Below are 17,374 nucleotides of genomic sequence, written 5' to 3'. Positions count from 1 at the left end.
GCCCGCCATGGAAGCGACGACCGCCATCCCCTCCGCGCCAGCCGCTCCCGCGGCGGCCTCCGTTCCCCCCGCCGCCGTGCGCGTGGCCGCCGCGCGGCGCCGCCGCGCGATGGCGCCGCTCGAACCCGTGAGCCCGCGTGCGCGCTGGATGCTCGGCGTCGGCTTCTTCGTGCTGTTCTTCGCCGTCTGGGCCTTCTTCACGCTCGGCGGCTTCGTCTCGCCGACCTTCCTGGCCAGCCCGGTCACGATGGTGCGCGAAGGCTGGCTGCTGTTCACCGAGTACAACTTCATCCAGGACATCGGCATGACGGTGTGGCGCGTGGTCGGCGGCTTCGTGCTGGCCTCGGTCATCGCCGTGCCGCTGGGCATCGCGATGGGCGCCTACAAGCCGATCGAGGCCTTCCTCGAGCCCTTCGTGTCGTTCTGCCGCTACCTGCCGGCCTCGGCCTTCATTCCGCTCCTGATCCTCTGGGCCGGCATCGGCGAGAGCCAGAAGCTGCTGGTGATCTTCATCGGCTCGGTGTTCCAGGTGATCCTGATGGTGGCCGTGACCGTGGGCAGCGCGCGCAAGGACCTGGTGGAGGCCGCCTACACGCTGGGCGCCAGCAGCCGGGGCATCGTGCGCCGCGTGCTGATCCCGGGCGCCGCGCCCGGCATCGCCGAGACCCTGCGCCTGGTGCTGGGCTGGGCCTGGACCTACGTCATCGTGGCCGAGCTCATCGGTTCCTCCTCGGGCATCGGCCACATGATCACCGACAGCCAGGCGCTCCTGAACACCGGCCAGATCATCTTCGGGATCATCGTCATCGGCGTGATCGGCCTCGTGTCCGACTTCGCCTTCAAGGCGGTCAACCGCCGCCTCTTCGCCTGGAGCACGCTGTGAGCACCATCGTCAAGCCGGCCCAGTTGTCGATCCACGGCGTCTCGCGCACCTTCACCGGCACGCGCGGCCAGCGCACGCAGGCGCTGCTGCCGGTCGACTTCGAGGTGCGCGAGAACGACTTCGTCACCATCCTCGGCCCCTCGGGCTGCGGCAAGTCCACCCTGCTGCGCATCGTCGCGGGGCTCGACTTCCCGACCACCGGCGAGGTGCTGCTCGATGGCCAGCCGATCGAGGGCCCGGGCGCCGACCGCGGCGTGGTGTTCCAGAGCTACACCCTGTTCCCCTGGCTCACGATCGCGCAGAACATCCGCTTCGGCCTGCGCGAGCGCGGCATGAGCGAGGCCGAGCAGAAGGAGCGCAGCGAGTTCTTCATCGCCAAGGTCGGCCTGCGCGGCTTCGAGCACCACTATCCCAAGCAGCTCTCGGGCGGCATGCAGCAGCGCACCGCGATCGCGCGCGCGCTGGCCAACGACCCCAAGATGCTGCTGCTCGACGAGCCCTTCGGCGCGCTCGACAACCAGACCCGCGTGCTGATGCAGGAACTGCTGCTGGGCATCTGGGAGTCGGCGCAGAAGACGGTGCTGTTCGTCACGCACGACATCGACGAGGCCATCTTCATGGCCAACCGCGTGGCCGTGTTCAGCGCCCGGCCCGGCCGCATCAAGACCGAGATCGCGGTCGACTTCCCGCATCCGCGCCACTACACGATCAAGACCTCGCCCGAGTTCATGGAGATCAAGGCCCGGCTGACCGAGGAGATCCGCGCCGAATCGATGGCGTCGGCGGAGCATTGAGAGCGATGAAGCGCGACCTGCCGTCCTCCGCACCCAGCCCCGCCGGCGCGAGCGCGGCCGCGCCATCGCTCGCGCTCTATGCGCAGGTCAAGGACCACATCTCGCGCAAGATCCAGGACGGCACCTGGCCGCCCGGCCACCGGCTGCCGTCCGAGCACGAGCTGGTGGCGCAGTTCGCCATCTCGCGCATGACCGCCAACCGCGCGCTGCGCGAGCTCTCGGAGCAGGGCCGCATCGTGCGCGTGGCCGGCGTGGGCAGCTTCGTGGCCGAGAACAAGCCGCAGTCCACGCTGCTGCAGATCGCCAACATCGCGAGCGAGATCCGCCAGCGCGGCCACGACTACCACTGCGAGTTCATCGCGCTCGAGCGCATCGCCGCCTCGCCCGACATCGCCGTGTGGCTCGACCTGCGGCCCGGCGAGTCGGTGTTCCACACCGTCTGCCTGCACCTGGAGAACGGTACGCCGGTGCAGATCGAGGACCGCTACGTCAATCCGCGCGCCGTGCCCGAGTTCCTCGACCAGGACTTCTCGGTCGTCTCGCCCGGCGAGTACCTGGTGCGCAACGTGCCCTTCGACCAGATCGAGCACGTGGTCGACGCGGTGCTGCCCACCGCCGAGCAGGCCGAGCGCCTCGACATGCCGCCGGCCGAGCCCTGTCTGCTGCTGACCCGACGCACCTGGACCCGCGACCTGCCCGTGACGCTGGTGCGCTGCCTGCACCCGGCCTCGCGCTACCGGCTCGGCAGCCGCTTCCGCGTCGACGGCAACCAGGCCTTCGGCTGAACCCACGCACGCCATACCGGCCTTCGATTTTTTTCGCACCTACTTGTATATACAGGATCGCACCATGAAGCTTGCTCCCAACGCCGCCACCGAACCGCTCGTGCTCTCGCCCGGCGAGGTCGACCTGCCCGCGCTGCGCCGCATCCATGCGGGCGGCGCGCGGCTCGAACTCGCCGGCGCCGCGCGCGCCGGCCTGCTGGCCGCCCAGGCCACCGTGCGCCGCATCGTCGAGGCCGGCGAGGTGGTCTACGGCATCAACACCGGCTTCGGCAAGCTCGCGCAGACCATCATTCCGCCCGAGCGCCTGGCCGAGCTGCAGCGCAACCTCGTGCTCTCGCACAGCGTCGGCACCGGCGCGCCGCTGCCCGACGGCGTGGTGCGGCTGGTGCTCGCCACCAAGGCCGTGAGCCTGGCGCGCGGCCATTCGGGCGTGCGGCCCGAGATCGTCGACGCGCTGCTCGCGTTGTTCAACGCCGGCCTGCTGCCGCGCATCCCGAGCAAGGGCTCGGTCGGCGCCTCGGGCGACCTCGCGCCGCTGGCCCACATGGCCTGCGTGCTGATCGGCGAGGGCGAGGTCGGCACGCCCGAGGGCGAGACCATCGGCGGCACCGAGGCCATGCGCCGCATCGGCCTCGCGCCCTTCGTGCTCGGCCCCAAGGAAGGCCTGGCGCTGCTCAACGGCACGCAGGTGTCGACCGCGCTCGCGCTGGCGGGCCTGTTCGGCGCCGAGGACGTGTTCGCCGCCGGCCTGATGGCGGGCGCGCTCTCGCTCGAGGCGATCCAGGGCTCGATCAAGCCCTTCGACGAGCGCATCCACGCCGCGCGCGGCCAGCCGGGCCAGATCGCGGTGGCGGGCGCGGTGCGCGCGCTGCTCGAGGGCAGCGACATCGTGCCCTCGCACGCCGACTGCGGCCGCGTGCAGGACCCGTACTCGATCCGCTGCGTGCCCCAGGTCATGGGCGCCTGCCTCGACAACCTCGCGCATGCGGCGCGGGTGCTGCGCATCGAGGCCAACGCGGCGTCGGACAACCCGCTGGTCTTCAGCGACACCGGCGACGTGATCTCGGGCGGCAACTTCCACGCCGAGCCCGTGGCCTTCGCGGCCGACATCATCGCGCTGGCGGTGAGCGAGATCGGCGCGATCTCCGAGCGCCGGCTCGCGCTGCTGCTCGACTCGGGCCTCTCGGGCCTGCCGCCCTTCCTGGTGCGCGACGGCGGCGTCAACTCCGGCTTCATGATCGCCCAGGTCACGGCCGCGGCGCTGGCCTCCGAGAACAAGTCGCTGGCCCATCCGGCCAGCGTCGACAGCCTGCCGACCTCGGCCAACCAGGAAGACCACGTGTCGATGGCCACCTTCGCGGGCCGCCGCCTGGCCGAGATGGTCGACAACACCGCGGTGGTGGTCGGCATCGAGGCCATGGGCGCCTGCCAGGGCATCGAGCTCAAGCGCAACGCCGACAGCCCGCGCAGCTCCGCGCTGGTCGAGGCCGAGTTCGCCGCCATCCGCGAGCGCGTGGCCTTCATCGAGCAGGACCGCTTCATGGCGCCCGACGTGGAAGCCATGCGCCTGTGGGCCCGCCGCGGCGACTGGGCCGCGCCGCTGGCCGCCGTGCTGCCGAGCCGCGCCTGAACCTTCCCCGATTCCTCGTCCGACCTTCCTTGCCATCGAAAGGACTCCCGCCATGAACGCACCCGACAAATTCATCGCCGCCAACGCTGCCACCGGCGCCGATCCGCGCCACGACCCCACGCGCGTGATCCGCGCTCCGCGCGGCAGCCAGCTGAACTGCAAGAGCTGGCTCACCGAGGCGCCGTTCCGCATGCTGCAGAACAACCTCGACCCCGAGGTGGCCGAGCGGCCGCAGGACCTCGTGGTCTACGGCGGCATCGGCCGCGCCGCGCGCAACTGGGAATGCTTCGACCAGATCCTCGCCTCGCTGAAGGAGCTCGAGGACGACGAGACCCTGCTGATCCAGTCGGGCAAGCCGGTGGGCGTGTTCAAGACGCACGAGAACGCGCCGCGCGTGCTGCTCGCCAACTCGAACCTGGTGCCGCAGTGGGCCAACTGGGAGCACTTCAACGAGCTCGACCGCAAGGGCCTCTTCATGTACGGCCAGATGACGGCTGGCAGCTGGATCTACATCGGCAGCCAGGGCATCGTGCAGGGCACCTTCGAGACCTTCGTCGAGGCCGGCCGCCAGCACTACGGCAACAGCCTCGCGGGCAAGTGGATCCTCACGGCCGGCCTCGGCGGCATGGGCGGCGCGCAGCCGCTCGCGGCCACGCTCGCGGGCGCGGTGTCGCTCAACATCGAGTGCCAGCAGTCGAGCATCGACTTCCGCCTGCGCACCCGCTACGTCGACAAGCAGGCGCGAGACATCGACCATGCGTTCGAACTGATCAAGCAGCACTGCGACGCCAAGGAAGCCGTGTCGATCGCGCTGCTGGGCAACGCGGCCGAGATCCTGCCGGAACTGGTGAAGCGCGCGAAGGCCGGCGGCCTCAAGCCCGACCTCGTGACCGACCAGACCTCGGCGCACGACCTGATCAACGGCTACCTGCCCGCGGGCTGGAGCGTGGCGCAATGGCAGGCCGCGATGAAGGACGAGTCGCAGCATGCCGCGCTCAAGAAGGCGGCCGCGCAGTCGTGCGCGGTGCACGTGCAGGCCATGCTCGACTTCCAGGCCATGGGCATCCCGACCGTCGACTACGGCAACAACATCCGCCAGGTGGCCTTCGACGAGGGCGTGAAGAACGCCTTCGACTTCCCGGGCTTCGTGCCGGCCTACATCCGGCCGCTGTTCTGCGAGGGCAAGGGCCCGTTCCGCTGGGTCGCGCTCTCCGGCGATCCGGAGGACATCTACAAGACCGACGCCAAGATCAAGGAGCTGTTCCCCGAGAACACCCACACGCACCGCTGGCTCGACATGGCGCGCGAGCGCATCAGCTTCCAGGGCCTGCCCGCGCGCATCTGCTGGCTGGGCCTCGGCGAGCGCCACAGGGCCGGCCTGGCCTTCAACGAGATGGTGAAGTCGGGCGAGCTCAAGGGCCCGATCGTGATCGGCCGCGACCACCTCGACACCGGCTCGGTCGCCAGCCCCAACCGCGAGACCGAGGCCATGAAGGACGGCACCGATGCCGTGAGCGACTGGCCGCTGCTCAACGCGCTGCTCAACACCGCGGGCGGCGCCACCTGGGTCAGCCTGCACCACGGCGGCGGCGTGGGCATGGGCTACTCGCAGCATTCGGGCGTGGTGATCGTCTGCGACGGCACCGATGCCGCCGCCAGGCGCATCGAACGCGTGCTGTTCAATGACCCCGCCACCGGCGTGATGCGCCATGCCGACGCGGGCTACGACATCGCCGTGGCCACCGCGAAGAAGCAGGGCCTGAAGCTGCCGATGATCAAGGGCTGAGCATGGCCGGCGGCACGCAGCGCTTCTCGCGCGCCACCTTGCCCGTGATGCCGTGGAAGAACGGCGGCGGCACCACGCAGGAGATCGCCTGCTGGCCGGCCGGCGCCGGGCTCGAGGACTTCGGCTGGCGCGTGAGCATCGCCAGCATCGCGCAGGCCGGGCCGTTCTCGCGCTTCGCGGGCATCGACCGCAGCATCATGCTGCTCGAGGGCGACGGCGTGCGGCTGCGCTCGGCCGACGGCGCCATCGACCATCCGCTCGATGCGCCGCACCGGCCCTTCGCCTTCAGCGGCGACACCGCGCTAGCCTGCACGCTGCTGGGCGGCGCCTCGAGCGATTTCAACGTGATGACCCGCCGCGGCGCCTGGCGCGCCGAGGTGCGCGTGCTCGACGGCGCCACGGCGCTCGAAGCCGCGCCGCATGGCGTGCTGCTCGCGCTGCGCGGCGGCTGGCGGCTCGATGCCGGCGGCGCGGCGTGCCGCGAGGGCGAGGGCCTGTGCTGGTCCGATGCACCGCGCGGCTGGCGGGTCGAGCCCGCCGACGATGCGGCTCGGCTCGTGGCCGTGCGCATCCTTCCCGCTTGAATCATGAAATACCAACAGCCGGACGCAGAGGACGCGAAGAATCCGCGAAGGCCGCGAAAAAGAAAGTCGAAGTTTTCATGAATTCCTTTCGCGTCCTTCGCGCAACCTTCGCGTCCTCCGCGTCCGGAAGTCCGCTTTCTCGCGACTCGATTGGCGAGCGGCGCATTGCATCGGATCACTGACATGACCCTCTCCCATCCTTCCGCCGACGGCCTCTGGACCGGCCTGCGCCTCGCGTCGGGCGCCGCGCCCGGCATCGAATCGGACGATGCCGCCCTCGTCGTCGCGCAGGGCACGATCCGCTGGGTCGGCGCGCGCGCCGCGCTGCCGGCCGAGTACGCCGCATTGCCCGTGCACGACGGCGGCGGCGCGCTGGCCACGCCGGGCCTGGTCGACTGCCACACCCACCTGGTCTACGGCGGCCAGCGCGCCAACGAGTTCGCGATGCGGCTCGCGGGCGCGAGCTACGAGGAGGTGGCGAAGGCCGGCGGCGGCATCGTCTCCTCGGTGCGCGCCACGCGCGAGGCCGACGAGGACGCGCTGTTCGCCCAGGCCGCGCCGCGGCTCGAGGCATTGCTGGCCGACGGCGTCTGCGCGATCGAGATCAAGTCGGGCTACGGCCTCGCGCTCGCGCACGAGCGCAAGCAGCTGCGCGTGGCGCGGCGGCTCGGCGAGCACTACGGCGTGACGGTGCGCACCACCTTCCTCGGCGCCCATGCGCTGCCGCCCGAGTACGCGGGCCGCAGCGGCGAGTACATCGAGCTCGTCTGCCGCGAGATGCTGCCGGCGCTCGCGGCCGAGGGGCTGGTCGACGCGGTCGACGTGTTCTGCGAGCGCATCGCCTTCTCGCTCGACGAAACCGAGCGCGTGTTCCAGGCCGCCCGGGCGCTGGGCCTGCCGGTCAAGCTGCATGCCGAGCAGCTCTCGGACATGGGCGGCGCCGCGCTGGCCGCGCGCTACGGCGCGCTGTCCTGCGACCACATCGAGCACCTGTCGGCCGAGGGCATCGAGGCGATGCGCGCGGCCGGCACCGTGGCCGTGCTGCTGCCCGGCGCCTACTACACGCTGCGCGACACCCACCTGCCACCGATCGAGGCGCTGCGCGCCGCGGGCGTGCCGATGGCGGTCGCTACCGACCACAACCCCGGCACCTCGCCCGCGCTGAGCCTGCTGCTGATGGTCAACATGGCCTGCACCCTGTTCCGCCTCACCGTGCCCGAGGCGCTGGCCGGCGTCACCCAGCATGCGGCGCGCGCGCTCGGCCTCGAAGCCTCGCACGGCGCGATCGCCGCGGGCCGGCCCGCGAACTTCGTGCTCTGGTCGGTGCGCGACGCGGCCGAGCTCGCCTACTGGTTCGGCCAGCGGCCCGTGCGCACCGTGGTGCGGCAGGGCCGCATCGCGGTGGGAGCCTCGGCATGACGCGCGCGCTGTTCGCGGCCGACGCGCTGCTGCCCACCGGCTGGGCGAAGAACGTGCTGCTGGCATGGAACGAGGCCGGCCAGCTCGTCGAGGCGAGGGCCGATGCCGACAAGCCGGCCGATGCCGACACGGCCAGCGGCCCCGTGATCCCCGGCATGCCCAACCTTCACTCGCACGCCTTCCAGCGCGCCTTCGCGGGCCTGACCGAACACCGCGCCGAGCAGCAGGACAGCTTCTGGAGCTGGCGCACGCTGATGTACCGCTTCGCCGCGCGCCTCGGCCCGCGGCAGATGGAAGACATCGCGACCTGGCTCTATGCCGAGATGCTCGAGGCCGGCTACACCAGCGTCTGCGAGTTCCAGTACGTGCACCACGACGCCGACGGCAAACCCTATGCCGACGACGCCACGCTGAGCCGCGCGCTGCTGCGCGCCGCGCACAGGACCGGCATCGGCTTCACCCTGCTGCCGGTGCTCTACCAGACCAGCGGCTTCGGCGGCCTGCCGCCCAACGAGGGGCAGCGGCGCTTCATCCGTTCCACCGACTCGATGCTGCGGCTGCTCGAGGCGCTGAAGCCCGCCTGCGACGCGCAGGGCGCGCGGCTCGGCCTCGCGCCGCACTCGCTGCGCGCGGTGCCGCCCGACGCGCTGCGCGAAGCGCTCGCGGGGCTCGATGCGATCGAGGCCGGCGCGCCGGTCCACATCCACATCGCCGAGCAGACCAAGGAGGTCGACGACTGCATCGCCTGGAGCGGCCAGCGCCCGGTGGCATGGCTGCTCGACCATGCGCCGGTCGACGCGCGCTGGTGCCTGGTGCATGCCACGCACATGGACGCCGACGAGTACCGGCGCGGCGCCCGCAGCGGCGCCGTCGCCGGCCTCTGCCCGACCACCGAGGCCAACCTCGGCGACGGCCTGTTCGACTTCGCGGCCTGGCGCCAGCACGGCGGCGCCTGGGGCCTGGGCTCCGACAGCCATGCCTGCGTCGATGCGGCCGAGGAGCTGCTGATGCTCGAGTACGGCCAGCGCCTGCGCACGCGCCAGCGCAACGTGGGCGCGACCGCGGCGCAGCCACACGTGGCGACCGCGCTCACCCTGCAGGCGGTGCAGGGCGGCGCGCAGGCCGCGGGCCGCGCCATCGGCGGCCTCGCGGCGGGCCAGCAGGCCGACTTCGTCGTGCTCGACGCGCAACAGCTCGCGCTGCAGGGGCTGCCGGCGCCCGACATGCTGTCGGCGCACGTCTTCGCGAGCCACCGCACCCGCGCCATCGACGCCGTGTGGGTGGCGGGCCGCGCGCGCGTCGCCGCCGGGCGCCATGCGCTGCATGCCGAGGCCGCGTCCGCCTTCGTGGCCGCGCGCACCCAACTGCTTCAAGACTGAGGAACCCACGCCATGAGCTTCACCACCACCGAACCGGCCTTCCGCTTTCGCCAGGGCACGCGCCCGCTGCTGATCTCGATGCCGCACGTGGGCACCCACGTGCCGGGCGCGCTGCTCGCGCGCTTCACCGAGGAGGCGCGCCATGTACCCGACACCGACTGGCACCTCGAGCAGCTCTACGACTTCGCCGACGCGCTCGGCGCCTCGGTGCTGGTGGCCACGCACTCGCGCTACGTGATCGACCTCAACCGTCCGCCCGACGGCGCCAGCCTCTATCCGGGCCAGAGCGTCACCGGCCTGTGCCCGGTCGACACCTTCGACGACACGCCGCTGTATGCCGCGGGCGACCTGCCCGGCGAGGCCGAGATCGCCGCGCGCCGCGAGGCGATCTGGCAGCCCTATCACGCGCAGCTCGCGGCCGAATTGGCGCGACTCAAGGCCGCGCACGGCACCATCGCGCTGTGGGACGCGCACTCGATCCGCTCGGTGCTGCCGCGCTTCTTCGAGGGCAAGCTGCCCGACCTCAACCTCGGCACCGCCGACGGCAAGAGCTGCGACCCCGCGCTCGCCGCCACCTTGCTGGGCATCGCGACGTCGAACCCCGGCTACACAGGCGTGCTCAACGGCCGCTTCAAGGGCGGCCACATCACGCGCCAGTACGGCAACCCCGCGGGTGGCGTGCATGCGGTGCAGCTCGAGATGACGCAGTCGAGCTACATGCAGGAAGCGCTGCCCTTCGCCTACCTGCCCCAGGTGGCGGCCGGCGTGCAGCCGCAGGTGCGCCGCATGCTCGAGGCGGTGCTCGACTTCGTCGAAGGCCGCGGGTGAGCCGGCCATGAGCCAGGAGGCCTTTCTCGCCGCGCTCGGCGAGGCGCTGGGCGCCGGCCAGGTGCTGCGCGGCGAGGCCATCGCCGAGCGCCACCGCAGCGACTGGAGCGGCGTGGCGCCGGTGCTGCCGCTGGCGCTGGTGCGCCCGCGCGACACGCGCGAGGTGTCGGCCGTGCTGCGCCTCTGCAGCGAGCACCGCGTGCCCGTGGTGCCGCAGGGCGGGCTCACGGGGCTGGCCGGCGCGGCGGTGCCGCGCGCGGATGCGATCGCGCTCTCGCTCGAACGCATGAACGCCATCGAGTCGCTCGATGCCGCCGCCGGCACGCTGACCGTGCAGGCCGGCGCGACCCTGCAGTCGGTGCAGGAGGCGGCCGCCGCGCGGGGCCTGCTGTTCGGCGTGGACTTCGGCGCGCGCGGCTCGTGCCAGATCGGCGGCGCGCTGTCGACCAACGCGGGCGGCAACGGCGTGCTGCAGTTCGGGATGATGCGCGAGCAGGCGCTGGGCCTGGAGGTGGCGCTGGCCGACGGCCGCGTGCTGCCGATGCTGCGGCCCATGCTCAAGAACAACACCGGCTACGACCTCAAGCAGTTCTTCATCGGCGCCGAGGGCACGCTGGGCGTGATCACGCGCGCGCTGCTGCGGCTGCATCCGGCACCGCGCGCCAAGGCCACGGCGCTGGTCGCGCTGCCGGACTTCGAGGCCGCGCTGGTGCTGCTGCGCCGGCTCGGCGCGCGCTTTCCGGGCGCGCTGGCGGCCTTCGAGCTGATGTGGCGCGACTTCGTGCAGACCTCGCTGCGCTGGCAGCAGTTGCGCGAGCCCTTCGACGCGGCGCATCCGCTGGTGGCGCTGGTCGACGTGGCCGGCGAGGACGAGGCCGCGTTGCGCGAGGCGCTCGAGGCGGCGCTGGCCGGCGCGATGGAGGAGGGCGCGGCGGTCGATGCCGTCATCGCCCAGTCGCAATCGCAGGCGCGCGCCTTCTGGAAGATCCGCGAGGCCACGGCCGAGCTGCCGGTGCACATGCATCCGCCGATCAACCTCGACGTGAGCCTGCCGATGGCCAGCATCGGCCGCTTCGCCGACGACTGCCGCGCGGCGCTCGATGCGCGCTGGCCCGGGCACCACTCGCTGTTCTTCGGCCACGTGGGCGACAGCAACCTGCAGGTGACCACCGACGGCCGGGCCATCGGCGGTGAGGCCGAGGCCTTCGAGCGCATGGTCTACGCGCAGGTCGAGGCCCGCGGCGGCAGCATCTCGGCCGAGCACGGCATCGGCCTGCACAAGAAGCCCTACCTGGGCGCGAGCCGCACTCCTGACGAACTCGCCGCGATGCGCGCCATCAAGCAGGCGCTCGATCCCCTCCACCTGCTCAACCCCGGCAAGGTATTCGACTTGTGAACACGACCGCCATCCATGCCCTCGCGCGACCCGAAGTCGCGCCGCTGCCGGCCTACAACGCCGGCCTGTCCTCGGAGGCCGTGCGCGCGCGCTACGGCGTCGACCAGATCGCGCGGCTCGCGAGCAACGAGAACCCCTACGGCGCGAGCCCCGCGGTGGCGCGCGCGCTGGTCGACCTGGCGGCGCGCGCGGGCACCTACCCCGATGCCCACTGCACCGCATTGCGCGCCGCGATCGCCGAACGCAGCGGCGCGCGGCCGTCGGAACTGGTGATCGGCAACGGCTCGGAGGACATCCTCCAGATGCTGTGCCAGGCCTTCCTGGGCCCCGGCGACCGCGTGCTCACGCAGCGCCCCGCCTTCGGCCTGCACGAGATCTATCCGCGCATGATGGGCGCGCAGGTCGAGCTGCTGGCGCTCACGCCCGAGCTGGGCTTCGACATCGAGGCCTGGTGCGCGGCGCTCGCGCGCGGCCCCAAGCTGGTGATGCTGGCCAATCCCTCGAACCCGGTCGGCTGCATGTTCGACACGCGGGACTTCGAGGGCCTGCTGGCCGCCGTGCCCGCGGGCACGCTGCTGGTGGTCGACGAGGCCTACTACGAATACGCGCGGCTCGCGCCCGGTTATCCCGACGTGCTCGCGCGGCTGCGCGGCGAGGCGGTGGCCTTCCCGTGGATCGTGCTGCGCACTTTCTCCAAGGCCTGGGGCCTGGCGGGCCTGCGCGTGGGCTACGGCATCGCTTCCGACGCGGCGCTGGTGCAGCTGCTCGATCGCGTGCGCACGCCCTTCAACGTGAACCTCGCGGCGCAGGCCGCGGCGCTCGCGGCCTGGGGCGACGAGGCCTGCATGACCGCGGCCGTGGAACAGACCGTGCGGCTGCGCGAAGCGCTGGCCGCGCAGCTGCGCGCGCGCCACTGGCCGGGGCTGCGCATCGCGCCCTCGGCGGCCAACTTCCTGTTCATCGACCTGGGCCGGCCGAACGGGCCGGTCAACGAGGCGCTGCTGGCGCGCGGCATCATCGTCAAGCCGTGGAAGGAGCCGGGCTTCGAGCGCTTCATCCGCGTCTCGGTCGGCGCGCCGCACGAGCTCGAGCGCTTCGTCGCGGCGATGGACGCGATCATGTCGAAGGCGCCATGAGGCTCTTTCGCGGCTGGGGCGTCGTCGCGGCGGCCCATGTGCTGCTGGCGCTGGTGTTCGGCGCCGCCTATTCCTTCGGCGCCTTCTTCGCCGGCATCCAGGCCAGCTTCGGCGCCGGCCGCTTCCCGGTCGCCTCGCTGTTCTCGGCCACGGCGCTGCTCTATTACATCGTCGGCGCCTTCTCGGGCGCGCTGGCCGACCGCTTCCCGCTGCGCGCGGTGGTCGGCACCGGCATCGTGCTGCTGGCGGCCGGTTTTGCGCTGGCGAGCCTGGCGCCGTCGCTGGCCGTGCTGTTCGCGCTGTTCGGCCTGTTCGTCGGCTTCGGCGTCGGGCTGGTCTACGTGCCGGCGGTGGCCGCGGTGCAGCGCTGGTTCGTGCGCCGGCGCAGCCGGGCCTCGGGGCTGGCGCTGGCCGGCACCGGGCTCGGCACCTTCGTCGGCCCGGTGACGGCCGGCGCGCTGCAGCAGCACCTGTCGTGGCAGGCCACGATGCAGCTGTTCGCGCTCGGCATCCTGCTGCTCGGCGGCGTGGCAGCCTGGGCGATCCGGGCCCGGCCGCAGGAACTCGGCCTGCTGCCCGACGGAGACCGGGTGTCCGCTGCGGCGGGCGCGCCCGTCGAGACCGGCCTGCGCTGGCGCGAGGCGGTGCGCGGCGCCTGCTTCTGGTGGTACTTCGCGGCCATCGGCTGGGGCTCGATCGGGCTGTTCGTCGCGCTGGTCCACGTGGCGCCGGCGGCGCAGGGGCTGGGCATCGGCGCGGCCGACGCCACCTTGCTGATCGGACTGATCGGCGTGGGCAACGTCGGCGGCCGGCTGGTGCTCGGCGGGCTCGGCGACCGGCTCGGCGCGCGCCGGCTGCTCTCGCTGCTCACGCTGGCGCTGGCCGCGCTGCACCTGCTGTGGTGGGCCGCCGGCGGCTTCGCTTCGCTGGCGCTGTTCGCACTGCTGTTCGGCGCGGCCAACGGCGGCTGCATCGCGCTCTATCCGGCGCTGGCGGCGCGCTGGTACGGCACGCGCGCGCTGGGCGCCATCCTCGGCACGCTCTACATCGCGGTCGGCGTGGCCGCCTCGATCGGCGCCAGCGCGGCCGGCCTGCTGTTCGACCTGCGCGGCAGCTACGACCTGGCCATCGTCGCCAGCGGCCTGCTGGCGCTGCTGTCGGTCGGCTGCCTGGCGCGCGCGGCCCGGCACGCGCCGGCCTGAAGTCCCGAAGACCGCTTTGGCGGTGCGGCGCGGGCGCGTTTTCTACAATCCGGACCCATGAAGCCGATCGTCTACACCCGTGCCCAGCAACTGCCCGAGATCCTCGGGCGCCGCATCGCCATCCTCGATGGCGCCATGGGCACCATGATCCAGCGCTTCAAGCTCACCGAGGCCCAGTACCGCGGCGAGCGCTTCAAGGACTTCGAGCGCGACGTGAAGGGCAACAACGAGTTGCTGTCGCTGACCCGGCCCGACGTCATCTCCGACATCCACGAGGGCTACCTCGCGGCCGGCGCCGACCTGATCGAGACCAACACCTTCGGCGCGACCACCATCGCGCAGGAGGACTACAAGATGGCGCACCTGGCGCGCGAGATGAACCTCGAGTCCGCGAAGCTGGCGCGCGCCGCCTGCGACAAGTACTCCACGCCCGACAAGCCGCGCTTCGTGGCCGGCGCCCTCGGCCCGACGCCCAAGACCGCGAGCATCAGCCCCGACGTCAACGATCCCGGTGCGCGCAATGTCGATTTCGAGGCCCTGCGCGCCGCCTACTACGAGCAGACCGAGGCGCTGGTCGAGGGCGGCGCCGACGTGATCCTGGTCGAGACCATCTTCGACACGCTCAACGCCAAGGCCGCGCTGTTCGCCGTCGACGAGTACTTCGAGAACAGCGGCCAGCGCCTGCCACTGATCATCAGCGGCACCGTGACCGACGCCTCGGGCCGCATCCTCAGCGGCCAGACCGTGACCGCCTTCTGGCACAGCGTGCGCCATGCGCGGCCGCTGGCCATCGGCCTGAACTGCGCGCTGGGCGCGGCGCTGATGCGCCCCTACATCCAGGAGCTGGCGCGCGTGGCCGACGACACCTTCATCAGCTGCTATCCCAACGCCGGCCTGCCCAACCCGATGAGCGACACCGGCTTCGACGAGACGCCCGACGTGACCTCGCGCCTGTTGCACGAGTTCGCGGCCGAGGGGCTGGTCAACATCGTCGGCGGCTGCTGCGGCACCACGCCCGACCACATCGCGGCCATCGGGCGCGCGGTGTCGCCGGTGGCGGGGCGGCTGCTGAACAATGCGGCGGGGTTCTACAAGGAGGCCGCTTGAGCCCTTCGCGGACCGGGGCGCTCAGCCTTCGGCCGGCCAGGGGTTGAGCAACTTCGCGCCGCTTCTCTCGAAATCGCGCAGGTTGCGCGTGACCAGCGTGAAGCCGTGCGCCAGCGCTGTGGCCGCGATCATCGAATCGCGGTAGTCGCGCGGATCGGGAACGTGCATCGGCGCGCACAGCAGCGCGGCTTCCGCCCCGAAAGGAAGAATCCGGCCGTCGAAGGCTTCGCGCAGGGCGTCGAACCAGCGGCGCAGCGATCCGCCTTGCGGCGGCGAGCGGCGCTCCATCCGCAGGATGCCCGTCTCGATCTCGAGCACGGTGATCGCGCTCAGGAAGAAGTGGCGTTGCGGGATCGAGGCCGCCCATTCGCGCACGGCGGGCGACGGGTTCGGCTTGCCATGCCGGAGTTCCGACACGACGTTGGTGTCGAGCACGTACATCAGCCGAGGTCCGGCGTCTTCGGCACGATCTGCGCGCGCGGCGGATCGAAGGGCTCGTCGCCCGTGATGGGCAGGCTGTCCATGAGGGCGAGCAAGGACTCCTCGGCTTCCCCGCTTTCGCGGCGGTAGTCCTCGATGCGCTGGAGCACGTACTCGGGCACGCCGCGGTTCGTGATGTAGACCGGCCCATGGGTGGCCGCACGCTTGGCGGCGGCCACGTCGCGGGTGAAGTCCCGGCTGGAAATGCTGGTGATGGTCATGGCAGCTCCCTGGTCTGGTTTGTTTGTATGTTATGACAATCAGCGGGCGCGCGTCAATCCACCCCCATCGACTTGGCTGCCACCCGCTCGCGCGAAATCAGCGCCACGAAGCGCTGCGCCCCCAGCCCCAGCGGCCTTTCGCGCGACCACACCACGTCCACCCACAGGTTCAGGCCGTTGCTGAGGTTCTCGAGCGGGATCTCGACCAGCGCGCCCGCCGCCACGTGCGGCCGCACGAAATTGCGCGGCAGCCAGCCCCAGCCGACGCCGGCGGTGATCAGGCTCAGGGCGGCCAGCGCGTTGTCGGTGCGCCAGAGGTGGCGCGCGAACACGCTGCGCGGGTCCATGGTCGCGACGAGGTCGCGGCCGGCCACCACGATCTGGCGGGTGGCGATCAGGTGCTCCTCGCGCAGGCGGCCGCCGGGCGCGGCGGCCAGCACGGGGTGGCCCGGCGCCATCACCGCGACCATGGTGTCGCTGCCCACCTCCTGGAAACCCTCGCGCCCGTCGAGGCTGGGCCGCTCGAACACCAGCGCGAGCTGGGCCCGGCCGCTGTGCAGCAGCGCCAGCGCGTCGGCCTGCGGCGCGGCCAGCACCTCGACCTGCAGCAGCGGGTACTCGTGCGCCAGCTCGGCCAGCGCGCCGCTCCAGGGCGCGGCCAGCAGCTCGGGCGCGATCGCCAGCGTGAGCCGTTCCTCCAGCCCCTGGGTCAGTGCCAGCGCCTGCGCGTCGAGCTGGCGCAGCTGCGCCGCCAGCGCGCGCGCCTGCGGCTCGAGCGAGCGCGCGGCGGCCGTGGGCCGGGGCTCGCGGCCCTTGCGGTCGAACAGCTGCAGGTCGAGCTCGGCCTCGAGGTGGGCGATGGCCATGCTGACGGCCGACGGCACGCGGCGCAGGGCGCGGGCGGCGGCCGAGAAGGAGCCGTGGTCGATCACGGCCAGGAAGACCTCGACGCTGTCGCTGGAGAAGCTCATGGCTGTTCTCGGATCGATCTATCAATAAAACTGAAATAAGTTGACTTTTTATATCAGCAGGAGACACATAAAGTCCAGGGATCGCAGTCACACAACAAGCCGAGAGAGAGTCCGTCATGCAGGGAATCCAGCGCCGCATCGTTTACATCACCCTCTACGAAGGGATCGCCATCGTGGCCGCCAGCGCGGGGCTGGCGCTGATGACGGGCGCCGGCCTCGGCCATTCGGGCGTGCTGGCCGTGGCGGCCTCGGTCATCGCGGTGATCTGGAACCTGATCTTCAACAGCCTGTTCGAGCGCTGGGAGGCGCGCCAGGCGGTGCGCGGGCGCAGCCTCAAGCGCCGCATCGCCCATGCCATCGGCTTCGAGGGCGGCCTGATCGGCCTGCTGGTGCCGATGTTCGCCTGGGGCCTGGGCATCTCGCTGTGGCAGGCGCTGGTGATGGACCTGGGGCTGGTGATCTTCTTCCTGGTCTATACCTTCGTCTTCAACTGGGCCTTCGACCGCGTCTTCGGGCTGCCGGCCTCGGCGGCGCCGGTCGCGCAGGCGGCCTGAACCCGCCGCGATAGACCCGCGCGCCGGCCGCGCCACCGGCAGCCGGTAAAATCGCCACCCCTTCCAAGGAGCGTTGCAGCGGCACCCGCCGTCAGGCTTGGAAGGCGCCTTCTCGCAGAACCTGCCCGGAAGGCCCGGTTGCAACGACGCTCACCTGACGTGTCTTCCCCTGCCCAGGTGAGCCCCATGAGCGATGTTCCCGCGCCTTCCGTTCCTCCC

Annotated in this window: 17 protein-coding genes and 1 riboswitch; of the genes, 14 read left to right on the top strand and 3 right to left on the bottom strand. The window is 71.7% G+C overall.

The window, feature by feature from the left end; translation table 11 throughout:
- The first annotated feature begins 7 nt into the window (after positions 1–7).
- The 13 genes from KV106_RS20640 to KV106_RS20580 all read left to right on the top strand — a co-directional run bounded on the left by KV106_RS20640 (position 8) and on the right by KV106_RS20580 (position 14,929).
- Positions 8–883, top strand: a complete 876-nt coding sequence (locus KV106_RS20640) for an ABC transporter permease (RefSeq protein ID WP_082321716.1) — start codon at positions 8–10, stop codon at positions 881–883.
- A 5-nt stretch (positions 884–888) separates the two neighbouring features.
- Positions 889–1,677, top strand: a complete 789-nt coding sequence (locus KV106_RS20635; protein ID WP_057593448.1) for an ABC transporter ATP-binding protein — start codon at positions 889–891, stop codon at positions 1,675–1,677.
- 5 nt (positions 1,678–1,682) lie between these two features.
- Positions 1,683–2,462, top strand: a complete 780-nt coding sequence (hutC, locus tag KV106_RS20630; RefSeq protein WP_057593442.1) for a histidine utilization repressor — start codon at positions 1,683–1,685, stop codon at positions 2,460–2,462.
- A gap of 64 nt (positions 2,463–2,526) precedes the next feature.
- Entirely contained in the window at positions 2,527–4,092 is a 1,566-nt protein-coding gene (gene hutH / locus KV106_RS20625; RefSeq protein WP_261212032.1) for a histidine ammonia-lyase, read from the top strand.
- 52 nt (positions 4,093–4,144) lie between these two features.
- Positions 4,145–5,878 carry a urocanate hydratase gene (gene hutU, locus KV106_RS20620; protein ID WP_261212030.1) on the top strand — a complete coding sequence of 578 codons (1,734 nt, stop codon included), beginning with the start codon at positions 4,145–4,147 and terminating at the stop codon, positions 5,876–5,878.
- 2 nt (positions 5,879–5,880) lie between these two features.
- A complete protein-coding gene (locus KV106_RS20615) occupies positions 5,881–6,462 on the top strand; it encodes a HutD/Ves family protein (RefSeq protein WP_261212028.1) in 582 nt (193 codons plus the stop codon).
- A 183-nt stretch (positions 6,463–6,645) separates the two neighbouring features.
- Positions 6,646–7,881, top strand: coding sequence for an imidazolonepropionase (gene hutI, locus KV106_RS20610; RefSeq protein WP_261212027.1), 1,236 nt, complete (start codon positions 6,646–6,648; stop codon positions 7,879–7,881).
- Positions 7,878–9,260 carry a formimidoylglutamate deiminase gene (locus KV106_RS20605; protein ID WP_261212026.1) on the top strand — a complete coding sequence of 461 codons (1,383 nt, stop codon included), beginning with the start codon at positions 7,878–7,880 and terminating at the stop codon, positions 9,258–9,260. The genes hutI and KV106_RS20605 overlap by 4 nt, the downstream gene beginning before the upstream one ends.
- A gap of 12 nt (positions 9,261–9,272) precedes the next feature.
- Complete coding sequence (gene hutG / locus KV106_RS20600; protein WP_093343856.1) at positions 9,273–10,088, top strand: N-formylglutamate deformylase; 816 nt, start codon at positions 9,273–9,275, stop codon at positions 10,086–10,088.
- 7 nt (positions 10,089–10,095) lie between these two features.
- Positions 10,096–11,484 (top strand): FAD-binding oxidoreductase, encoded by a 1,389-nt coding sequence (locus tag KV106_RS20595; protein ID WP_261212025.1) that lies wholly within the window; start codon positions 10,096–10,098, stop codon positions 11,482–11,484.
- Positions 11,481–12,620 carry a histidinol-phosphate transaminase gene (locus KV106_RS20590; protein ID WP_261212024.1) on the top strand — a complete coding sequence of 380 codons (1,140 nt, stop codon included), beginning with the start codon at positions 11,481–11,483 and terminating at the stop codon, positions 12,618–12,620. The genes KV106_RS20595 and KV106_RS20590 overlap by 4 nt, the downstream gene beginning before the upstream one ends.
- On the top strand, positions 12,617–13,822 hold the full coding sequence (locus tag KV106_RS20585) for an MFS transporter (protein WP_261212023.1): 1,206 nt from the start codon (positions 12,617–12,619) through the stop codon (positions 13,820–13,822). The genes KV106_RS20590 and KV106_RS20585 overlap by 4 nt, the downstream gene beginning before the upstream one ends.
- Positions 13,823–13,879: 57 nt before the next feature.
- The gene (locus tag KV106_RS20580) at positions 13,880–14,929 is read left to right on the top strand and encodes a homocysteine S-methyltransferase family protein (RefSeq protein ID WP_208510647.1); all 1,050 of its coding nucleotides are present in this window, start codon (positions 13,880–13,882) and stop codon (positions 14,927–14,929) included.
- A 21-nt stretch (positions 14,930–14,950) separates the two neighbouring features.
- On the opposite strand, the gene KV106_RS20575 is transcribed toward KV106_RS20580, so the two are convergent.
- The 3 genes from KV106_RS20575 to KV106_RS20565 are packed head-to-tail and all read right to left on the bottom strand — an operon-like array spanning position 14,951 to position 16,601.
- Entirely contained in the window at positions 14,951–15,370 is a 420-nt protein-coding gene (locus tag KV106_RS20575; protein ID WP_057593431.1) for a type II toxin-antitoxin system VapC family toxin, read from the bottom strand.
- Positions 15,370–15,630, bottom strand: a complete 261-nt coding sequence (locus KV106_RS20570) for a type II toxin-antitoxin system Phd/YefM family antitoxin (RefSeq protein WP_057593430.1) — start codon at positions 15,628–15,630, stop codon at positions 15,370–15,372. The genes KV106_RS20575 and KV106_RS20570 overlap by 1 nt, the downstream gene beginning before the upstream one ends.
- A gap of 53 nt (positions 15,631–15,683) precedes the next feature.
- A complete protein-coding gene (locus KV106_RS20565; RefSeq protein WP_057593429.1) occupies positions 15,684–16,601 on the bottom strand; it encodes a LysR family transcriptional regulator in 918 nt (305 codons plus the stop codon).
- Between the two features lie 116 nt (positions 16,602–16,717).
- On the opposite strand from KV106_RS20565, the gene KV106_RS20560 reads away from it, so the two are divergent.
- Positions 16,718–17,155 carry a PACE efflux transporter gene (locus KV106_RS20560; protein WP_057593428.1) on the top strand — a complete coding sequence of 146 codons (438 nt, stop codon included), beginning with the start codon at positions 16,718–16,720 and terminating at the stop codon, positions 17,153–17,155.
- 59 nt (positions 17,156–17,214) lie between these two features.
- A riboswitch (S-adenosyl-L-homocysteine riboswitch) is annotated at positions 17,215–17,314 on the top strand.
- Positions 17,315–17,374: the final 60 nt, after the last annotated feature.

This window comes from Variovorax endophyticus (assembly GCF_025376855.1).
Lineage (GTDB): Bacteria > Pseudomonadota > Gammaproteobacteria > Burkholderiales > Burkholderiaceae_C > Variovorax.
This window is presented reverse-complemented; position numbering and strand designations above follow the sequence as displayed.

What these genes read in the sequence shown, in the direction of transcription:
- KV106_RS20585 (WP_261212023.1), top strand. Translation starts at nt 12,617, where the DNA reads ATGAGGCTCTTTCGCGGCTGGGGCGTCGTCGCGGCGGCCCATGTGCTG.
- KV106_RS20580 (WP_208510647.1), top strand. Translation starts at nt 13,880, where the DNA reads ATGAAGCCGATCGTCTACACCCGTGCCCAGCAACTGCCCGAGATCCTC.
- hutU (WP_261212030.1), top strand. Translation starts at nt 4,145, where the DNA reads ATGAACGCACCCGACAAATTCATCGCCGCCAACGCTGCCACCGGCGCC.
- KV106_RS20615 (WP_261212028.1), top strand. Translation starts at nt 5,881, where the DNA reads ATGGCCGGCGGCACGCAGCGCTTCTCGCGCGCCACCTTGCCCGTGATG.
- KV106_RS20570 (WP_057593430.1), bottom strand. Translation starts at nt 15,630, where the DNA reads ATGACCATCACCAGCATTTCCAGCCGGGACTTCACCCGCGACGTGGCC.
- KV106_RS20575 (WP_057593431.1), bottom strand. Translation starts at nt 15,370, where the DNA reads ATGTACGTGCTCGACACCAACGTCGTGTCGGAACTCCGGCATGGCAAG.
- KV106_RS20560 (WP_057593428.1), top strand. Translation starts at nt 16,718, where the DNA reads ATGCAGGGAATCCAGCGCCGCATCGTTTACATCACCCTCTACGAAGGG.
- KV106_RS20640 (WP_082321716.1), top strand. Translation starts at nt 8, where the DNA reads ATGGAAGCGACGACCGCCATCCCCTCCGCGCCAGCCGCTCCCGCGGCG.
- hutC (WP_057593442.1), top strand. Translation starts at nt 1,683, where the DNA reads ATGAAGCGCGACCTGCCGTCCTCCGCACCCAGCCCCGCCGGCGCGAGC.
- KV106_RS20565 (WP_057593429.1), bottom strand. Translation starts at nt 16,601, where the DNA reads ATGAGCTTCTCCAGCGACAGCGTCGAGGTCTTCCTGGCCGTGATCGAC.
- KV106_RS20605 (WP_261212026.1), top strand. Translation starts at nt 7,878, where the DNA reads ATGACGCGCGCGCTGTTCGCGGCCGACGCGCTGCTGCCCACCGGCTGG.
- hutG (WP_093343856.1), top strand. Translation starts at nt 9,273, where the DNA reads ATGAGCTTCACCACCACCGAACCGGCCTTCCGCTTTCGCCAGGGCACG.
- hutH (WP_261212032.1), top strand. Translation starts at nt 2,527, where the DNA reads ATGAAGCTTGCTCCCAACGCCGCCACCGAACCGCTCGTGCTCTCGCCC.
- hutI (WP_261212027.1), top strand. Translation starts at nt 6,646, where the DNA reads ATGACCCTCTCCCATCCTTCCGCCGACGGCCTCTGGACCGGCCTGCGC.
- KV106_RS20595 (WP_261212025.1), top strand. Translation starts at nt 10,096, where the DNA reads ATGAGCCAGGAGGCCTTTCTCGCCGCGCTCGGCGAGGCGCTGGGCGCC.